Raw genomic sequence first — 18,847 nt, forward strand, 5'->3', positions numbered from 1 at the left:
CGACGCGACCTGACCCGACCCCGACACAGGCCCGACACCGGGAACCCGACCAGCCCCGGACGCCGCCCGCCCCCCGGACCGCCTCAGCTCGTCGCCGCGAAGACCGTCACCGTCGTGACCGCCACCATCGCCGCCTGCATGTCGCGGATGGCGGCCCGCACGCTCTCGGCCGCCCATTGGCCGGCGGCTATCTCCGCCATCCGGGCCGCGACCTGACCGCGCGGCAGGTCGGGGAAGGCCAGCCGGTGCAGCTTGGCCGCGTGCAGCAGGGCCACGAGGCCCGCCGTGCGCTCGTCCGGTTCGGCGCCCCCGATCACCACGGCGGCGAGCCGCTCGCGCAGGGCCCGCTCGACCGTGCCGTCGGCCTCGGGGTAGCGGCGGCGCGGGAACACCCCGAAGACCTTGCTCTCCTCCACCGAGACCACGCCCCGCGCGCACAGCCGCTCCACCGCGGCGCCGACCGCCTTGGCCTGGTCCTTCGTCAGCCAGTCCGTCACCCGGCGCTTGCTGCGCCCGCGCAGCCACGTCCCGATCGACGTGAGACGGCCGTCGAGCAGTTCCTCCCCGGTGGGCGTGTCGTCCGCCGGCTCCAGGTACTTGCCCCTCACCGTCACCCGCTCCGCCAGGACGAGTTCGAGCAGGATTCCGCCCGCGACGGCCCAGCCCACCGCCTGCCGCTGCCTCGCCGCCCCGGACTCGTCGTCCAGGGAGAGCAGCATGATCTCCTCAGCCAGCGTGACGGCCATGAGCGACACCCCCGTTGTCCGTGTTCCCCGCAGAGAAGACGCCCGGCGGCCCCCGGAGGTTCCCGCCGTCCCTCCCGCTCCGCCCCCGGCCTCCTACGCCCGCGCCCGCCCCAGCGGCGCGAAGTTGCCCTCGCCCAGGTCCTCCGCGAGCAGCCGCTTCGCGATCGCGTCCGCCGCCACCCGCAGCTCCGCGCTCCGCGGCCGGCCGCGGTCCTTCTCCAGCTCGTCCCCGAGCCAGCCCGCCCACGCCGTCGAGATGACGTCGGCCTCCCGCTGTCCGCCCGGGGTGAGCGTGAAGAAGTTGCCCTCGCGGCTGAGGTATCCCTCGTCCACCATCCGGTCGAAGACCGGGAGCAGCACCTCCGGCGGCACGGAGCGGCGGCCGGCGATCAGGCCGAGGCTGGCCGCGCCCACCGTCCGGGTCATGAGCTCCACCTGCATCACGGCCCACGCGCCCGCCATGTCCAGCCGGGTGTCCGAGGCCCGCACGATCGAGCGCGCCGTCTCGGGCCCCATGCTCCGTACGAGTTTGCCGACCGCCAGTTCCAGCAGCTTGGCCGAGTTCCCGCTGGCCGTGGCCGGCGAGGCGAAGCCGTCCCCCATGTCCGTGGACCCGGCGCGGGCGCTGTCGCGGAGCTTGACCTGCTTCAGGAACAGGCCGACGACGAACCCGAACACCGCCACCGGCACGGTCCACAGGAACACCGTGTGCAGGGCGTGCGCATAGGCGTCGATGAGGGGCGCCGCGGCCGCCGGATCGAGCCGGTGCACGCCTTCCGGCGTCGAGACGGCCTCGGCCAGTCGCGCCGGGTCCTGGCCGGTGAGCCGCGCCGACTCGGCGATCCCCGCCTTGAGCTCGGGGCCGAGGCTGTTCGCGTAGATCGTGCCGAAGACCGCCGTCCCGAAGGCGCTGCCGAGCGTGCGGAAGAAGGTGACCCCGGAGGTCGCCGTGCCGAGGTCGGCGTAGTCCACGGTGTTCTGCACGGCGATCGTCAGCACCTGCATGGACAGGCCGATGCCGGTGCCGAGCAGGAACATGTACAGGGACTCCAGCAGGGTGCTGGTCCCCGGCTCCATCCGCGACAGCAGGTACAGGCCGAGGCCCATGACGGCGTTGCCGACGATCGGGAAGATCCGGTACCGGCCGGTCTTGCTGGTGACGTTGCCGCTGAAGACCGAGGCGAGCAGCAGGCCGAAGACCATGGGCAGGGTCCGGACGCCCGAGACCGTGGCGGAGTCCCCGTCGACGTACTGGAGGTAGGTCGGCAGGAAGGTCATCGCGCCGAGCATCGCGAAGCCCACGACGAAGCTGAGGGCCGAGCACACGGAGAAGACCGGGTTGCGGAAGAGCCGCATCGGCAGCATCGGCTCCGCGGCCCGCGTCTCGGCCAGGCAGAACAGGGCCAGGGCGACGGCGCCGCCGGCGAACAGGCCGATGATCGTGGCGGAGTTCCAGGCGTACTCGTTGCCGCCCCAGCTGGTGGCCAGGATCAGGGCGCTCGCGCCGACCGCGACGAGGGCGATGCCCAGGTAGTCGATGACCGGCTTGCCCTCGGCCCGTACGGCGGGGATGGTCCGGGCGGCCGCGATGACGACGACGATCGCGATCGGCACGTTGACGTAGAAGCACCACCGCCAGGTCAGCTGGTCGGTGAACAGCCCGCCGAGGAGCGGTCCGATGACGGTGGCGACGCCGAAGACGGCACCGATCAGGCCCTGGTACTTGCCGCGTTCGCGCAGCGGCACCACGTCCGCGATCAGCGCCATCGAGGTGACCATCAGCCCCCCGGCCCCGATGCCCTGGACTCCGCGCCACAGGATCAGGAACGTCATGTTGGGCGACAGGCCGCACAGGAAGGAGCCGGTGATGAAGACGATGGCGGAGATCTGGAAGATCAGTTTTCGGCCGAAGAGGTCGCCGAACTTGCCGACCAGCACCGTCGCCACGGTCTCCGCGAGCAGGTAGGCGGTCACCACCCACGACATGTGGTCGCCGCCGCCGAGGTCCCCCACGATCGTGGGCAGGGCGGTGCCGACGATCGTCTGGTCGAGGGCGGCCAGCAGGACGCCCAGCATGATCGTGCCGAAGATGACATTGCGCCGCCGCCGGTCGATCACGGGCGGCGCGGGGGCCGTGGCGGGGGCAGTGGTCACCCTCGCACTCTCACAGCGCGCCCGCCGCTCCGCATGCGGCACTGGGCCGTACGGGCGAGCCGGAGGCCCCCTCGTGCGCGGCTCCCTCGTACGCGGTCCCGAACGCCGGGCGTCAGCGCAGGTAGGCCAGGCCCGGGTGCGCGGACGCGTACCCCTCGAGCAGCCGCCGGGCCACCGCCACCGAGTCCACGAGCGGGTGCAGGGCGAAGGCCTTCACCGCCGCCGCCCGCGAGCCGCTCGCCGCGGCCGCCAGGACCTCCCGCTCGACGGCCTTGACCGCCGTCACCAGCCCGACCGCGTGCAGCGGCAGCGGGGCGACCCCCACCGGGTGGGCGCCGTTGGCGTCGACCAGGCAGGGCACCTCGATCACGGCCTGCGCGTCGAGGACGGACAGGGCCGATCCGTTGCGCACGTTGAGGATCAGCGTGGCCCGCTCGTCCCGGGCGATGGCCCGCATCAGCGCGAGCGCCACCTTCTCGTAGCCCCCGGACTCCAGGTCGCCCTCGTCCCGCTCGCCGACCCCCGCCGCCTCGCGGTTCTCGGCCATGTACGTGGCCTCGCGCTCGGCCCGGGTCCGGTCCCAGGCGGCCAGCGCCGCCCCGGCCGGCAGCCCGGACCGGCCCGCCTCGGCGTAGAACCCGCGCTGCTGGTCGCGCAGGAAGGCCCCGCGCGTCTGCTTGGCCTCCTGATAGGCGCGTACGGTGTCACGGTTGAAGTAGTAGTAGTGCAGGTACTCGTTCGGGACGGCTCCGAGCGAGCGCAGCCACTCGGCGCCGAAGAGCCGGCCCTCTTCGAACGACTCCAGCGCCTCGGTGTCGGCGAGCAGCCGGGGCAGTTCGTCGCGGCCGTCGACGCGCAGCCCGCGCACCCAGCCCAGGTGGTTGAGGCCGACGTAGTCGATCCAGGCGTCCTGCGGCCGGACCCCGAGCAGCCGGGCGACGCGCCGGCCCAGTCCCACGGGCGAGTCGCAGATGCCGATCACCCGCTCGCCGAGCTCCTCGGCCATCGCCTCGGTCACGAGGCCCGCCGGGTTGGTGAAGTTGATGACCCAGGCGTCCGGAGCGGCACGGGCGATCCTGCGGGCGAGTTCCCGGGCCACCGGCACGGTCCGCAGCCCGTACGCGATCCCGCCCGCGCCCACCGTCTCCTGGCCCAGCACTCCCTCGGCCAGGGCGATCCGCTCGTCGGCGGCCCGCCCCTCGAGCCCGCCGACCCGGATGGCCGAGAACACGAAGTCGGCCCCGCTCAGGGCCTCGTCGAGGTCCCCGGTGGCCGTGACGGCCGGGGCGTCCGGCACCGCGGCGGCGGCCGCCTGGTCAGCGAGGACCCGGGCCATGGCGCCGAGCCGCGCCGGATCCTCGTCGTACAGGGTCACTTCGGTCACCCGGCCCTCGGCGCGGTCGCCGAGGAGTGCTCCGTAGACGAGGGGAACCCGGAACCCGCCCCCGCCGAGGATCGTCAGCCGCACGCCCTTACCGCCCTTCACCGACACCAGTGCCACGATCGGTGACACGGGACCGGCAGGGCACCCGCGGCACGCGACCTACGGGGACAGTCTCCCCCGGCCGCTCACTCCCCCAGCGACGGCACGGCGCGCAGCCGGGCGCCCTGCTGCTGGGCGAGCCCGCCGCCCCGCACGGGGCCCGCCGGCGCGCCCTGCGGCGCCGAGAGGATCAGGGTGATCCGGGTCAGACCCATCCCGTCCAGCATCCGGCTGGTCTCGGCCACCATGCGGCAGCGCACCAGCCCCCGCCGCGGGTCGGGGTGGCGCACGGTCCGCACCGCCCCGTCCTGTTCGGCCGCCTCGGCTCCGCGCATGCTCAGCCAGTGCGGCACGCCGTAGCGGTAGGCCGCCTCCATGAAGGGATCGCGGGCCACCTCCTGGCGGATGCTGGCCAGCCCCTCGTCCTCGGGGGCGGCGGCGAGCGCGGTGGCGAACTGGGCCAGCAGCGGTACGCACCAGGCCGGTTCGTGGTCCTCCAGCACGGCAGCGGCGTCCGGGTGGAACAGCACGAAGCGCAGGAAGTTGTCGTCCGGCAGGGCCGTCGGGTGCGGTCTTACCGACTGGAAGAGCTGGTCGAAGGCGGAGTTGGTGAGCGCGACGTCCCAGCGGTGGTCCACCAGGAAGCTCGGGTAGGGGACGGCCTCCATGAGGGCCGCGTAGTCACACAGGTAGTCGCGCTGCGCGGGGTCCTCGGGCAGCCGGTTCTCCTCGGCCGCCCGCCAGGTGGGCGGGGGGTCACGGTCGACCATGACGCGGAAGAGCCAGAAGCACTGCCGCTCGCTCATCTCCAACGCCTCTGCCAGGGCCAGCAGTTTGCGGTCCGTCCACTCCTTGACCAGGCCGCGTTCCCAATTGCCGTACGCGCGCACGCTGATGCGCAGCCGGGCGGCGAGGTCCTCCTGGCTCAGCCCCAGTTCCTCGCGGCGCTGGCGCAAAATCTCCTTGCGTCGCTCCGACCGCACGGCGCCGCGTGCGGGCTCCTCGCCCGCCAGGCGCTCCTCACCGGCTCGGGCGAGGCCATCGGCCGGGCCCACCGCTGCGAGATGTGGCACCGAGAGCTCCCCCTCCTCACGGTCTGGATCTTCATTTCCGTGTGGCGATCCTGCTACCGACTTCATTCGAGTGTCAACTATTGTGGCAATTCCAGCCTCTTGACAGCTCATTCCCGCCACAGCTGTGGCACGTTCTAGCCCTTCGGTGCGATAGCGGCTAGATTCCAGAAGCCGACCATGTGCCCGTACCGACTTCGTGCGAACTAGGAGAACCCCTGGTGACAGACGGCTTCCCGGCTCCCGTCGCGGTGGCCCACGCACCCCTGGCAGCCACCGTCACGCGCGTCGCCGAACTCGCGGGCAAGATGGGCCGCGACCTGAACCAGGTCTTCGACCTGCGGCGCCTCTCCGAGGCCTCCGGCGTGCCCACGGACGTGGTCAGGATCCTGCTCGACGGCAGGCCCGCCGGCGAACCCGATCTCCAGACCCGCTTCCTCCAGCGCCTCGACCTGCTGCGGCGCACCCGGGTCAAACCCAACGGCCGCCGCTACACGCAGCAGGAGATCGCCGACGGCGCCGGAATGTCCCGGCAGCAGGCCGGAGCCCTGATCAACGGCGACCGCCGCCCCACGATGGAGCACTGCGACGCGATCCAGCGCTTCTTCGGGGTGCACGCCGGATTCCTCACCGCCCACGACGCGGACGCCCTCACCGACGCGCTCCAGCGGACCGAGCAGCAGCTGCTCCAGGACTTCGCGGGCCGCGCCCGGGAAACCGTACCGGCCGCGGCCGCTTCGGCAGGCGATCCGCTGGCAAGACTCCTCCAGAACCACGGTGTGCGGGGCATCGCCTGGAGAGCCGCCCAACTGCCCAGCGACAAGCACCGGGACAAGGTGACCGAATGGCTGGACATGCTCCTCGAAAGCGTCAAACCGAACGAATCCTGACCCAGTCGAACATCTGGGTCTGATCCTTGAGTCCTGATCCGGATCCGCGCCGACGGGGAGAACGGTGAGCATAGGCAGAGAGCAGCGGCGGTTGTGCGGGGAGCTGGTGGCCGGGATCCGGCTGACCGCCCCCGTGGAACCCGTGGACCTCTACGCCGCCCTCTGCGAGGGCATGAGCAGACACCGCGGCCGCCGGGTGGACTTCCGGATGGCCTCGTTCCCGCCGGGGACGGCCAGCGGCCTGTGGCTCGACATGGCGGACCGCGATCTCGTGGTCATCGAGGAGCGCACGGCACCCGACCACCAGTTGGTGATCCTGGGCCACGAGTTGTGGCACATGAAGGCCGGCCACTGCAGCCACCACGTCGACGGCGCCGCCGTCGCCGCCCGGCTGCTGTCCGACGAGGCCGACATCGGCGAGACCGTCCGCCGCGTCGCCGCGCGCACGCGTGCCGACGTACGGGAGGAGAGCGAGGCCGAGACCTTCGGCTTACTGCTGGGGAGCCGGTGCCGGACCTGGCTCGCCGGTTCGGCGAGCCACCGGGCTCCGGCACAGCGCGACCATTTGGCGGGCCGGATCGAGGCCGCGCTGGGCTACCGGGGGCACAGGAACGATCGTTGAACGGCCAGGACTACTACATACCGGCAGCCGCGATGGCGGTCTCGCTCGCCTTCAAACTGCCGGCCCTGCGCCACAACTGGCGCGATCCGCTGCTCCGGTCGGTCTGCGCGCTGCTGCTGCTGGCCGGCGCCGTGTTCGCCTTCGCCGCCCCGCCCACCATCGCGGCGGTCAACCGCTGGACCGGGGTGCCCAACATCTCCGCTCCGCTGGTGTACTGCCTGATCACCGCGTTCAGCGCGTCCTGCCTGGTCCTGGTCGTCAACTGGCGGGGCGGGCCGCCCGAGGAGACCCGCCGCGTCTCGCAGCGCTGGATCCTCGGCTACAGCGTCGTCATCGTGGCCCTGATCGTGCTCTTCGCCCTCGGCGACGCCCCCGAGGAGCGGCTGCGCGACCTGGACACCTACTACGCGAACACCCCGTACATCCGCGAGATGATCGCCCTCTACCTGGTGGCGCACAACGTGGCCGCGGTGGTGATGGTGGCCATGTGCTGGCGCTGGTCCCTCCAGGTGCGCGGCTGGCTGCGGGTAGGCCTGATGATCATCGTCGCGGGCTACATGTTCAACCTCAGCTACGACGCCACCAAGGTGACCGCGGTCATCGCCCGCTGGACCGGCCACGACCTCGACTTCCTCAGCACCCTCGTCGCCCCGCCGCTGGCCTCCGTCGGAGCGCTGATCAGCGCGATCGGATTCGTGCTCCCGCTCGTCTGCCAGCGGATGTCGGACAACTGGCAGACCTGGGCGACGTACCGCAGGCTCGGTCCGCTGTGGCAGGAGGTGCAGATCTCCGCGCCGGCCGGCACCCCGTCCGTGCAGATGGCCTGGTGGTCCGCCGCCGAGCTGCGCGTGATCCAGCGCGAGTCGGACATCCACGACGGGTTCCTGCACCTGGGCCCGTACTTCGACCGGAGCCTGCGCGACCGGGCGTACGAACGCGCCCTCGCGGAGGGGTCGGACGAGGCAGCCGCCCGCGCGGTCGCCGACGCCGCCATGGTCGCGGCCGCCGTACAGGCCCGCTCGGCGGACCCCGAGGGCAAGGTCATCGGCGCCGGCGAGGAGACCGTGCTGGACACCGCGGACGGGCCGCGCGACCTGCTGCGGATCTCCCACGCCCTGCGGCATTCGCCGGTGGTGCAGGCGGTCCGGCAGCAGGCCGCGCTGTCCGGGAGCGGGGCCGCCTGAGCCGCACGGCCGACCTGCGCCGTGCGGCCCGGCGGGGCCCCCGGACGCGGGCTCAGCGCGCGGCGGCCACCGCCGTCGCCGGGAACAGGTCCTGGAAGGGGCCTGCCGAGTCGATCCCGTCCCGCCCGTAGGGCGCGTCGAAACTCCACACCATGAACAGCAGGAACACGATCAGCGCGCTGAACAGCCCGGCCAGCAGCAGCTCCCGCCCGGAGCGGCGGATCTGCAGGGTGAAGATCAGCCCGACCGTGACCACCCCGCCGACCAGCAGTCCGAACCACACCACGCTCGGCAGCGTGGACTCCGAGCTCTGGGTGCGCGAGTGGCGGGCGTCGTCGGCCGCGGCGATGTGGTCCAGCAGCGGCTGGTAGGCCTGCGCCTGGAGTTCGGTGGCGGGGCTCTGGTGGGTGACGTCGCTGCGCAGCTTGCCGAGCAGCTGCCCGCCCTCGGCCGAGGCGCTCTCCCCGGAGGTCAGCAGCGGCCAGTCCACGGCGACCGTGTGGGAGACGTACGCGTCCACCTCGCCGCGGATGCGGTCGCGGACGGCGGCCGGGTAGACGTCGGCGCGCTGGGTGACCTCGTACAGCGCCTGGGCCTCGCGGCGGACGCTGTCCTCGGCGGCGCCGCGGGCCTCCCAGACTCCCGCGATGGCCAGACCCAGCACGATCGCGTAGACCACGCCCACCATCATGGTCATGTACTCGATGACATCGGGGGTTTCGCTGGTGTCCTCGTCGTCGGCGGCCCGGCGGTGCCGGATCAGGGTGATGGTGAGGACGAGGGCGCAGACGAGCGCCATGGCGATGGCCAGGACCAGCCATTCGGACACGTGGATTCTCCCGTGGTGGATCGTGGGCGGATCGGTGGGTGGGGCGGTGGGTGGGGCGCTGTGCGGATCGGTGGACGGTTCGGTTGACGGATCGGCCGTCGGATCGGGCACGCGGACGTGCGGTGCCGGCGGCGGTTGCGGAGGCCGTCAGCCGCGGCTCTTGGAGCGGGGGCGCAGGGCCGCGGCCGCCAGGACGGCCGGGGTCGTGACGACGACCATGAGCATCACCGTGGACATCCCGCCGGGGCCGCGCCGCTGCAGGGCGACAGAGCGGTACGGACGCACGTGGAAGGCGCTCACGGGCGCGGCGGCGGCCCTGGGCCGGGGCGGGGCGGGGGCGTCCGCGCGGACCGGTCCGGGACCGGGCCCGGGATCCGGCGCGGGCACCGGCGGCTGCGTCCCCGCGGCCCGGGCCTCCGCGGAAGGCTCCGCCGGACCCGGCGGCTGCGGCACCCCGGGCGGCGGCGCCGGCTCGGGCCGCTCCGGGGCCGCGGCCACGGGCGGCCCGGGTGGCCGTCCCGGGTGGTGCACGGTGGGCCGCTCGCCGCCGGGTACCCCGGTCCGTACCGAGGGCGGCCGGAACACCGGCCGCCCCGGCTCGCCGCCCGGCACGCACAGGTCGACCCGGGCGCCGCGGCCGTGCCCGTCGCCCGCGACCGCAACGTGGCCGTGCAGCGGGCACAGGGCCGCCACCAGGCCCGCCCCGGCGAGGTACTGCCAAGCGGTCACCGCGTGTCCTCCCGATTCCGCAGCCCGGATGAGCTTCATGAGGTTCATGAGGGTTACGGCTGAAGAAACGATCACGGCCCTGCTTCGACACGCGGCGGACCGGACGAGATCGCCGCCGAGCGGATCGGACCGGGTTCGGCGCGTCACGTCATGAATACGACAATCCGAGCGCAGGATGCTCCCGTGGACACGGACGTCATCACCGTCGGCGCCGAGCCGGCTGCCCAGGGGGCGGTGCCGGCATGAGCACCCCGCGCGAGGACCTGTCGCCGGGGGTGCGCCGGATCGTCCTGGACGCCCGCGGCACCGCCCTGTCCGCCCTGCTCTGCGAACCGGCCGGGGGCCCGCCGCGGGCCACGGTGGTCGCGGTGCACGGGGCGGGCATGAGCGCCGGATACTTCGACAGCCAGGCCCTGCCCGACTTCTCCCTGCTCACGCTGGGCGCCCGCCTCGGGTACACGGTCGTGGCCGTCGACCGGCCGGGCTACGGCCGGTCGGCCGCCGCGCTCCCCGAGGGACAGCCGGTCGCCGAGCAGGCGGCCGCCCTCGCCGCCGCGGTGGGCGACTTCGGCGCCCGGTACCCGACCGGGGCGGGCGTCTTCCTACTGGCCCACTCCTTCGGCGGCAAGGTCGCGCTGCTCACGGCCGCCGACCACGCCCCGCCGGACCTGCTCGGCATGGAGATCTCCGGGTGCGGCCACCGCTACGCGCCGGACGCCTTCAGCGGAACGGGTGCCTCCAGGGGCGGCCGGCGCAGCTGGGGGCCCCTGCGCCTCTATCCGCCGAGCACCTTCGCCACCTGCGGCTCGATCGTCGCCCCCGTCCCGCCCCGCGAGCAGGCGGACATCGTCCGCTGGCCCGAGGCCTTCCGCGCCGTCGCGGGCCGCGTCCGCGTGCCCGTACGGTTCACCTTCGCCGAGCACGAGCCGTGGTGGCGCTACGACCGGGACGCGCTCGCCGAGCTGCGGTCGCGGCTGACCGGAGCCCCCCGGGTGCACATCGACCGGCAGCCGGAGGCGGGCCACAACATCAGCCTGGGCTACGCCGCCCGCGCCTACCACCTGCGCTGCCTCGGCTTCTTCGAGGACTGCCTGGTGCGGGGAGCGGTCTCCTACCCGCCGCTGGACCCCGACGGCGACCAGGAGCTGAAGGCCGTCACCGCCTGACGGGCGGTTCACCCGTCCGGCTCCGTCCGCCACGGCGCCCCCGCCCGCCGCGCCCCATGATCGGAGCACCAGCAGCGGAGGGACGTGGCGGATGGAACGGGATGCCCGAACCAGCCCGGTGAGACCGCCCGGCCGCGGCCCGGCCGCCGGGTTCCCGGGCGGCCTCGCTTCCGGCAGCCGGGAACCACACGGCCCCGACCGCCTCGAGTTCAGGGCCGACGCCCTGATGGACGGACTGCGGGCGGATCTGGAGCGGCTGGCCGCCATCCCGTCGGTCGCCTTTCCCGGTTTCCCGCCCGAGCCGGTCCTGGAGGCGCACGACCTGATCGTCTCCCTGCTGCGCGGGGCGGGCGTGGCCGACATCGAGCGGATCGACCTCCCCGAGACGGCCCCCGTGATCTACGCAAAGATCCCTCCGCCGGGCCCGGACGCCCCCACCGTCCTGCTCTACGCGCACTACGACGTCCAGCCGGCCGGCGACGAGGCCCTCTGGCTCTCCCCGCCCTTCCGCGCCACCCCGGTGCCCGGCGGCGGGCTGCGGGCCCGCGGCGTCGCCGACGACAAGTCGAACGTGATCGCCCTCCTCGGCATGCTGCGGCTCTACGGCGGCCGGCCGCCCGTCGGGATCAAGCTGGTGATCGAGGGGCAGGAGGAGTACGGCAGCCCCTTCGACGACCATCCGCCCTCCGACCCGGGCCGGTTCGCCTGTGACGCCATGGTGATCGCCGACCTCGGCAACCTGCGGCCGGGCACCCCGACGCTGACCACCGGGCTGCGCGGCTCCTGCGAGGTGGTGGTGGAGGTGCGCACCCTCGACGAGCCCCGGCACAGCGGGGCGTTCGGCGGCGCCGCCCCGGACGCCCTGCTCGTCCTCCTGCGGGCCCTGGCCACCCTGCACGACGCCGGCGGGGACGTGGCCGTGCCGGGCCTGCGCCGCGACCCCTGGGACGGGACGGCCTACACCGAGGAGGAGTTCCGCGAGCTCGCCGCCGTCGGCGACGGGCTCCCCCTGATCGGCACCGGCTCGCTGGGCGAACGGCTCTGGAGCGGTCCGGCCGCCACCGTCATCGGCCTCGACGCGCCCGGTGTGGACCACGCCGCGTCGGCGGTGGTCCCGTACGCCCGGGCCAAGGTGAACCTCCGCTTCCACCCGCTCCAGGACCCGTACGAGGCACGGGCCGCGCTGGTGCACCACCTGCGCGCGCAGCGCCCCTTCGGGATCCCCCTCACCGTCACCCCGGGCGACACCGGCCCCGGCTTCGAGGCCCGCACGGGCGGGCCCGCGTACCGCGCCGCGCTCACCGCGCTGAAGGAGGCCTGGGGCACGGAGGCCTCCTTCGTCGCGACGGGCGGCTCGATCCCGCTGGTGAACGGCCTCGCGAAGGCGGCTCCGGACGCCGAGGTGCTGCTCTTCGGGGCGCAGGACGGCAGGTACAACCTGCACGCCCCCAACGAGCGGGTGCTGCTGTCGGAGCTGCGCAACACGGTGGTGGCGATGGCCGCGTTCGTGCGGGAGTACGCGGCGGACTTCGCGGCCGGCCGCGCGGCGGGAGGCCCCCGGTGACGACCGCGCCCCCGGTGCCCGCGCCCGGGGCCGAACCGCCCGCGCCGCCCCGGAAGTTCGCCTTCCCCAGTGCCCTGACGATCCTGGCGGTCGTCACGGTGGCGGTCTGGCTGCTGGCCTTCCTCGTCCCGGCGGGCCAGTACGACCGGGGCGAGAACGGCGCCCCCGTCTCCGGCACCTACCACCGGGTCGACGACACCCAGGGCTTCACGCAGCGCCTGAACGACCTCTTCCTCTCCCCCGTCAACGGCCTGTACGGCATCCAGGACCCCGAGACCGGCGAGGTCGGCCCGAGGTTCGCCGGCGACCTCTACGGCAGCGCGGGCGTCTTCCTCTTCGTCCTCGCCATCGGCGCGTTCATCACCGTGGTCTTCGCCACCGGCGCCCTCGACCGCGGCATCGCCCGGCTCGCCCACCGGCTGCGCGAGCGCGGCGCCCTGCTGATCGCCGCCGTGATGCTGGTGTTCTCCGTCCTCGGCACGGTGGAGGGCTTCGCCGAGGAGACCCTCGGCTTCTACGGCCTGCTGGTGCCGATGATGCTGGCCCTCGGCTACGACCGGCTCGTCGCCGTCGGCGCCTCGATCCTGGGTGCGGGCATCGGCGTGCTGTGCTCGACCGTGAACCCGTTCGCGACCGGGGTGGCCTCCTCGGCCGCCGACATCTCGCTGGGCGACGGCATCGTGCTGCGGTTCGCGATGTGGGCGGTGCTGACGACGGTGACGATCCTCTACGTCGTCCGGTACGCGCGGCGGGTCCAGAGGGACCCGGCCGCCTCCCTGTGCGGCTTCCTCCCGGGCGACCGCGAGCAGAAGGCCACGGGCGCCGACGAGGTGGAACCGGAACTGACCCGCCTGCACCGGACGGTGCTGGTCCTGCTCGTCCTGGTCTTCACCTTCATGATCTTCTCGGTGGTCCCGTGGGCCGGCGCGCTGACGGGCGAGGCGGAGGCGGTCCCGTACTCCTGGGAGCTGGGCTGGTCCTTCCCGGAGCTGTCCGCGCTCTTCCTCTGCGCGGCGGTGCTGGTGGGCCTGGTGGCCCGGATGGGAGAGGCGAAGCTCAGCTCCACGATCATCCAGGGCGCCGCCGACTTCATCTCGCCCGCCCTGGTCATCATGCTGGCGCGCGGGGTCACCGTCATCATGAACAACTCGAAGGTCACGGACACGGTGCTCCACTCCATCGAGGGCGTGGTCAAGGGCACCTCGTCCGGCGTCTTCGCGGTGATCGTCTTCGTGGTCAACCTCCCGCTGGCCTTCCTGATCCCCTCCACCTCGGGCCACGCCACCCTCGCCATGCCGATCCTGGCCCCGCTCGCGGACTTCGCGGGCGTCCCCCGCGCGCTGGTGGTCACGGCCTGGCAGTCGGCCAGCGGCTGGATGAACCTCTGGGTGCCCACCACGGCGGTGACCATCGGCGGCGTGGCGCTGGCCAAGGTGGGCTACGACAAGTACCTGCGCTTCGTCTGGCCGCTGCTGGCCATCCTCTCCGTGCTGATCTGCGGGTTCCTCGTGCTGGGCGCGGCGATGTGAGGTCCGGGCGGCGGCCGCCGGGTACGCCGGAGGGGCGCGACCGCGGTCGGTCGCGCCCCTCCGGTCGTCAGACGGGTGTCAGCCCGCTTCGGTGCCGCCGAACCGCTCGCGGTAGGACTCCAGGTCCTCCTCGGTGACCCGCGCGAAGAGCACCGGCGGCACGGTGAACGGCGTGCCGGCCGGGACCGCGTCCAGGGACCTGGCCCGCTCCGGGGTGATCCAGGCGGCCGTGTCGTCGGCGAGCTCGAAGGAGGAGCGCATGGCGCGCGCCGAGGCCGGGATGAACGGCTCGGAGACCACCGAGTAGAGGTGGATCAGGTTCATGGCGGTGCGCAGGGTGAGCGCCGCGCCCTCCAGGTCGGTCTTGACCTCCAGCCAGGGGGCCTTCTCGTCCAGGTAGGCGTTGCCGGCCGACCACAGGGCGCGCAGCGCGGCCGCCGCCTTGCGGTACTGGAGGGCCTCCATGTGGCCCTCGTACTCGGCCAGCAGCTCGGCGATCTGCTCGCCCAGCTTGGCCTCGACCTCGCCGGCGGGGCTGCCGGCGGGGACCTCGTCGCCGAACTTCTTGCGGGAGAAGGTCAGGACGCGGTTGACGAAGTTGCCGAGGGTGCCGCCGAGGTCCTTGTTGACCGTGGCGGCGAAGTGCTCCCACGTGAAGGACGAGTCGTCGGACTCGGGCGCGTTGGCGATGAGGAAGTAGCGCCAGAAGTCGGCCGGGAGGATCTCCAGCGCCTGGTCGGTGAAGACGCCGCGCTTCTGCGAGGTGGAGAACTTGCCGCCGTAGTACGTCAGCCAGTTGAAGGCCTTGACGTAGTCGACCTTCTTCCACGGCTCGCGGGTGGCCAGTTCGGTGGCGGGGAACATCACCGTGTGGAACGGGACGTTGTCCTTGGCCATGAACTGCGTGTAGCGGACGTCCTCGGCCTCGTACCACCACGACTTGTAGTCGCGGTTCGCCGGGTCCAGGTCCGACCACTCCTTCGTCGCGCCGATGTACTCGATCGGGGCGTCGAACCAGACGTAGAAGACCTTGCCCTCGGCGGCCAGCTCCGGCCAGGTGTCGGCCGGGACGGGGACGCCCCAGTCGAGGTCACGGGTGATGGCGCGGTCGTGCAGGCCCTCGGTCAGCCACTTGCGGGCGATGGAGGAGGCCAGCTGCGGCCACTCCTCCTCGTGCTCCGAGACCCAGGCCTCGACCTCGTGCTGGAGGTTGGACTGGAGGAGGAAGAGGTGCTTGGTCTCGCGGACCTCCAGCTCGGTGGAGCCGGAGATGGCCGAGCGCGGCTCGATCAGGTCCGTGGGGTCGAGGACGCGGGTGCAGTTCTCGCACTGGTCGCCGCGGGCCTTGTCGTAGCCGCAGTGCGGGCAGGTGCCCTCGACGTAGCGGTCCGGCAGGAAGCGGCCGTCGACCGGCGAGTAGACCTGCCGGATCGCGCGCTCCTCGATGAACCCGTTCTCCCGGAGCCTGCGCGCGAAGTGCTGGGTGATCTCCCGGTTCTGCACGGAGGAGCTGCGGCCGAAGTAGTCGAAGGACAGCTCGAAGCCGTCGTAGACCGCCTTCTGGGCGTCGTGGGCCTGCGCGCAGAACTCGGCGACCGAGAGGCCGGCCTCCTTGGCGGCGAGTTCGGCGGGGGTGCCGTGCTCGTCGGTGGCGCAGATGTAGAGGACGTCGTGGCCGCGCTGGCGGAGGTACCGGGAGTACACATCCGCCGGAAGCATCGACCCGACCATGTTGCCCAGGTGCTTGATCCCGTTGATATAGGGAAGCGCGCTGGTGATCAGGTGTCGAGCCATCCTCGGATGCTCCATTTCGTCTGTGCGGTACAACGTGACGTGACGGATTGTGAGTGCGGTTCATCGTATCGAACCGCCGAAAGGCCCCGCGCCGCATTTTGTTCTGGGTGGACGTAACGCAAAAGCGAGGGTGGTGACCTCTGCGTCACGGCCCTCGCAATGGCGCCCATGCTACAGCGGGCCGGCCGCGCGCCCGACCGGCGGGGGCTGCGGGCCGTCGTCGTCACGCGTCGTGCACTGCCATCTGCGACCGGCATATGCATACGCGCTGGTTGAACGCCTGCGTGATCGCCATCGATCACGACTCGATCATCACCGAACGTAATATTTCCAGGTTTCTTCTCTGCGCCCTCCGAGTGCGCCCGCGCTGATTTCCTGGTGCGCGGCACAGGGGATGAGGTGGAACGGTGAGCGATGGCGGACCGGAGGAGTCCGGTGGGGCCGTGGGACTGCCGAGCCGGCGCCGGCGGCCGACGCCCATGAGCCAGTGGGATCCGACGGCGCGCCTGTCGTACTGGGCCTTCCACGCCAACCGGCGGCCGGCGTACATGCGCTTCGCGTACCTGCAGCTGGGTTCCGACGAGGCGGCCGAGGAAGCGGTGGACTCCGCCTTCGACTCGATCATGGGCGAGTGGCTCCGCATGCTCCACATGGACCGGCTCGACGCCTACGCGTGGACCGTGCTCAAACAGTGCCTGGTCGAGCGCCAGCACCAGCGCCGCCCCTGGCACCCTCAGCGGCCCGAGCCGATGGACTTCAGCGCCTTCGAGGCCGCCCTCAAAGAGGCCCACGCCGACCGCTACGAGGTGCTGACCGACGCCATCCGCTTCTACTCGGCCGTCTCCCGGCTGGCCGAGCGGCAGCGCGACGCGATCCTGCTGCGCTACGGACTCCAGTGCTCCCCCGGCGAGGCCGCCGCCGTGATGGGCGTCGACGAGGCCACGGTCCGCTCCTACCTCGGCCAGGCCCACCGGCGGCTCGCCCGGCTGCTCGACACCCCCGTGGACGCCGCCGGCCCAGCCGAATCCGCCGAATCATGAGGCACGACGGACGCCGGCGACCGCAGGACGGCGAACAGACCCCCCGCTCCCTGGCCGAGTTCCTCGCCCGGGCGGGCGTCCGCGACCGCTATCCGCACTACGACCTGGGCGCGGCCGAGGCCCGGCTGCTGCGCGCGACCCCGCACACCCCCGCCGCCGGCCACCGGGCCCGCCGGCGGTCGGTGTTCGGCTGGAGCGACCCCGCGCGGGACTGCCCGCTCGACTCGGAGCGGGCCCGGCGCGACCTCAAGGCCGCCTGCCTGGCCTCCGTGTGCGCGCCGAAGGCCGAGGCGCAGCTCGACTCCTTCCTCTCCAGCGCACACTCCGACCTGGCCGGCGCGGTCGTCTTCGGCTGCCTCCTGCACCTGGCCGGGCTGCGCGAAGGCGCCCGGTTCTGGTGGCAGTTCGCCGCCGGTTCGGGCCGTGCGCGGACCGCCGCGGCCGCGTACTGCCTCTTCCTCGACCACTCCCGGCGCGGCGAGCACCACGACGCCCGGCTGTGGGCGCGCGAACTGGGCCGCCGCGGCTTCCGTCCGGGCGGCCGGCGGGACCTGCGGGAGGTGCGGCTCTGCGCGCAGGCCGCGGTCCTGCGGTACGTGGACCAGTTGGACGACCCCGACCTGGGCCCGGTGCCGCTGCCCAGGGCCGGGCTGCCCGGCGTACTGGCCGCGTTCCGGCCGCCGACGGCCCTGGTCGCCGCCGCCCCGGCCGTCTCTCCCGCCCCGGCCGTCCCTCCCACCACGCCCCCCGCCCGCACCCACGCCCAGGCCGCCGGCTCCGCCCGGCCGGCCGGCCCCACCCCGGCCCCCACCCCGGCCCCCTTCCCGGCGGCCCTGGCCGGACCGGCCCTCGCGGCCGGCCCGCTGCGCCACCCGGCGCTGACCGCCGCGGCCCGCGGGAGCGTCGTGCAGGCCGGGACCGGCGAGGCCCTGGCGGAGGCCCGGCGTGCGCTGGCCGTCGTACGGGTCCTGGAGCAGCACCCCCTGGGCGTGCGGGCCGCCCGGCTCGCGCGGGCGTCCGGCCTCACCGCGCAGGAGCTCGGCCCGCTGCTGTCGATGCTGTGCGAGGAGGAGTACGCGTACCGCCCGGCCGCGGGGGTGTACGCGCGCGGACCGGCCCTGGACCGGCTCGCGGCCCCCGGCGGCCACGGTCTGGCCGGCCAGCTCCAGCGCACCCTGGCCCTGGCCCGGGACAGCGCGGGCGCCGCCGTCTACCTGAGCCGGTACGCGGAGGGCGAGGTCCGGATCACGCAGATGGCCGACGGCCCCGGCACCCCGCCGGTGCGGGAGTGGGTGGACTTCCGCGCCGCCGCCCACGCCAGCGCCGTCGGCAAGTGCCTGCTGACCCAGCTGGACCACGACCGGCGCGCCGACCACGTGGCCCGGCACCGGCCGGCCCGGCTCACCCCGCGGACGATCACGGACAGCCGGGCCCTGTTCAGCGCCCTGGACTCGGTGGCGCCCGGCGCGCCCGTCTTCGACCTGCTCGAGTACTCCCCCGGTGTGGTCTGTTCGGCGATCCCGATCGCCACCGGCGACGCCGCGGGAAGCCTCGCCCTCTCGCTGCCCGCGGCCCATGCGCACAGGCTGGCCCCGGCGACCGCGGCACTGCGCCGCAAGGCCGTGCCGGTGCTGCTCGCGCTGCTGCTGTCGGGCGCGATCCCGCCGGACGCCCCGGCCGACCCGGCCGCCACGCAGGCCCCGGCGGCGGGCGCTGCGGATACTCCGGCCCCTTCCGGCGCGGAGCCGTCGGCCTCGCCGCCCCGGCCCGAGCCGGGCCCGGCCCCGCTCACCCCGGAGACCCTGCGCCACCTGCGGCGGCTGTTCCGCACCCAGCTGACCGGGGCGACCGGCTCCCCCGCGGGCCCCCACCTGGTCAGCGACACCACCTCGGCGGCGGCGTACCTCTTCGAGGCCCTCCCGGACACCGACCGGCCGTGCCTGTCCCTGCCGCACACCTTCACCCAGGTCGCCCCGGGCACTCTGGCCACCCCGACGGGACTGGTGGTCCTGGGCCCGTGATCACGGGCTCCGGCCATCGGCCATCG

At 73.5% G+C, this 18,847-nt stretch carries 15 protein-coding genes; 8 read left to right on the forward strand and 7 right to left on the reverse strand.

The features are described from left to right. Positions 1-83 precede the first annotated feature (83 nt). The 4 genes from AB0D66_RS10030 to AB0D66_RS10045 all read right to left on the reverse strand — a co-directional run bounded on the left by AB0D66_RS10030 (position 84) and on the right by AB0D66_RS10045 (position 5,456). Positions 84-746 (reverse strand): GPP34 family phosphoprotein, encoded by a 663-nt coding sequence (locus AB0D66_RS10030; RefSeq protein ID WP_362299482.1) that lies wholly within the window; start codon positions 744-746, stop codon positions 84-86. Between the two features lie 93 nt (positions 747-839). Further along, a complete protein-coding gene (locus AB0D66_RS10035; RefSeq protein WP_362299819.1) occupies positions 840-2,822 on the reverse strand; it encodes an MDR family MFS transporter in 1,983 nt (660 codons plus the stop codon). Positions 2,823-3,012: 190 nt separating this feature from the next. Further along, complete coding sequence (locus AB0D66_RS10040) at positions 3,013-4,368, reverse strand: 6-phospho-beta-glucosidase (protein ID WP_362299822.1); 1,356 nt, start codon at positions 4,366-4,368, stop codon at positions 3,013-3,015. Between the two features lie 101 nt (positions 4,369-4,469). Beyond that, entirely contained in the window at positions 4,470-5,456 is a 987-nt protein-coding gene (locus AB0D66_RS10045; RefSeq protein WP_362299485.1) for a helix-turn-helix domain-containing protein, read from the reverse strand. Positions 5,457-5,674: 218 nt separating this feature from the next. Between AB0D66_RS10045 and AB0D66_RS10050 the strand changes: the two genes are divergently transcribed. From AB0D66_RS10050 to AB0D66_RS10060, 3 genes are all read left to right on the forward strand, one after another. Further along, a complete protein-coding gene (locus AB0D66_RS10050) occupies positions 5,675-6,343 on the forward strand; it encodes a helix-turn-helix transcriptional regulator (protein WP_328928675.1) in 669 nt (222 codons plus the stop codon). A 64-nt stretch (positions 6,344-6,407) separates the two neighbouring features. Continuing rightward, positions 6,408-6,965 (forward strand): toxin-antitoxin system, toxin component, encoded by a 558-nt coding sequence (locus tag AB0D66_RS10055; protein ID WP_361752715.1) that lies wholly within the window; start codon positions 6,408-6,410, stop codon positions 6,963-6,965. Then, on the forward strand, positions 6,962-8,149 hold the full coding sequence (locus tag AB0D66_RS10060) for an MAB_1171c family putative transporter (protein ID WP_362299489.1): 1,188 nt from the start codon (positions 6,962-6,964) through the stop codon (positions 8,147-8,149). The genes AB0D66_RS10055 and AB0D66_RS10060 overlap by 4 nt, the downstream gene beginning before the upstream one ends. A 52-nt stretch (positions 8,150-8,201) precedes the next feature. On the opposite strand, the gene AB0D66_RS10065 is transcribed toward AB0D66_RS10060, so the two are convergent. Then, entirely contained in the window at positions 8,202-8,978 is a 777-nt protein-coding gene (locus AB0D66_RS10065) for a hypothetical protein (protein WP_362299491.1), read from the reverse strand. Positions 8,979-9,125: 147 nt separating this feature from the next. Further along, complete coding sequence (locus tag AB0D66_RS10070; protein ID WP_362299494.1) at positions 9,126-9,707, reverse strand: hypothetical protein; 582 nt, start codon at positions 9,705-9,707, stop codon at positions 9,126-9,128. A 242-nt stretch (positions 9,708-9,949) separates the two neighbouring features. Here AB0D66_RS10070 and AB0D66_RS10075 point away from each other — a divergent pair, with 242 nt between their 5' ends. The 3 genes from AB0D66_RS10075 to AB0D66_RS10085 all read left to right on the forward strand — a co-directional run bounded on the left by AB0D66_RS10075 (position 9,950) and on the right by AB0D66_RS10085 (position 13,966). Further along, the gene (locus tag AB0D66_RS10075) at positions 9,950-10,873 is read left to right on the forward strand and encodes an alpha/beta fold hydrolase (protein WP_362299497.1); all 924 of its coding nucleotides are present in this window, start codon (positions 9,950-9,952) and stop codon (positions 10,871-10,873) included. Positions 10,874-11,099: 226 nt separating this feature from the next. Further along, a complete protein-coding gene (locus tag AB0D66_RS10080; RefSeq protein ID WP_362299500.1) occupies positions 11,100-12,437 on the forward strand; it encodes a M20/M25/M40 family metallo-hydrolase in 1,338 nt (445 codons plus the stop codon). Then, complete coding sequence (locus AB0D66_RS10085) at positions 12,434-13,966, forward strand: YfcC family protein (RefSeq protein WP_362299503.1); 1,533 nt, start codon at positions 12,434-12,436, stop codon at positions 13,964-13,966. The genes AB0D66_RS10080 and AB0D66_RS10085 overlap by 4 nt, the downstream gene beginning before the upstream one ends. A gap of 78 nt (positions 13,967-14,044) precedes the next feature. Here AB0D66_RS10085 and metG read toward each other — a convergent pair whose 3' ends face one another. Continuing rightward, positions 14,045-15,760, reverse strand: a complete 1,716-nt coding sequence (gene metG, locus AB0D66_RS10090) for a methionine--tRNA ligase (RefSeq protein ID WP_362299506.1) — start codon at positions 15,758-15,760, stop codon at positions 14,045-14,047. A 443-nt stretch (positions 15,761-16,203) separates the two neighbouring features. Between metG and AB0D66_RS10095 the strand changes: the two genes are divergently transcribed. Then, complete coding sequence (locus AB0D66_RS10095) at positions 16,204-16,800, forward strand: sigma factor-like helix-turn-helix DNA-binding protein (protein ID WP_362299509.1); 597 nt, start codon at positions 16,204-16,206, stop codon at positions 16,798-16,800. Continuing rightward, a complete protein-coding gene (locus AB0D66_RS10100) occupies positions 16,797-18,821 on the forward strand; it encodes an IclR family transcriptional regulator C-terminal domain-containing protein (RefSeq protein WP_362299513.1) in 2,025 nt (674 codons plus the stop codon). The genes AB0D66_RS10095 and AB0D66_RS10100 overlap by 4 nt, the downstream gene beginning before the upstream one ends. Positions 18,822-18,847 lie beyond the last annotated feature (26 nt).

The sequence above is a fragment of the Streptomyces sp. NPDC048270 genome, assembly GCF_040652335.1.
GTDB lineage: Bacteria > Actinomycetota > Actinomycetes > Streptomycetales > Streptomycetaceae > Streptomyces.

What these genes read in the sequence shown, in the direction of transcription:
- AB0D66_RS10100 (WP_362299513.1), top strand. Translation starts at nt 16,797, where the DNA reads ATGAGGCACGACGGACGCCGGCGACCGCAGGACGGCGAACAGACCCCC.
- AB0D66_RS10030 (WP_362299482.1), bottom strand. Translation starts at nt 746, where the DNA reads ATGGCCGTCACGCTGGCTGAGGAGATCATGCTGCTCTCCCTGGACGAC.
- metG (WP_362299506.1), bottom strand. Translation starts at nt 15,760, where the DNA reads ATGGCTCGACACCTGATCACCAGCGCGCTTCCCTATATCAACGGGATC.
- AB0D66_RS10075 (WP_362299497.1), top strand. Translation starts at nt 9,950, where the DNA reads ATGAGCACCCCGCGCGAGGACCTGTCGCCGGGGGTGCGCCGGATCGTC.
- AB0D66_RS10035 (WP_362299819.1), bottom strand. Translation starts at nt 2,822, where the DNA reads ATGCTGGGCGTCCTGCTGGCCGCCCTCGACCAGACGATCGTCGGCACC.
- AB0D66_RS10080 (WP_362299500.1), top strand. Translation starts at nt 11,100, where the DNA reads ATGGACGGACTGCGGGCGGATCTGGAGCGGCTGGCCGCCATCCCGTCG.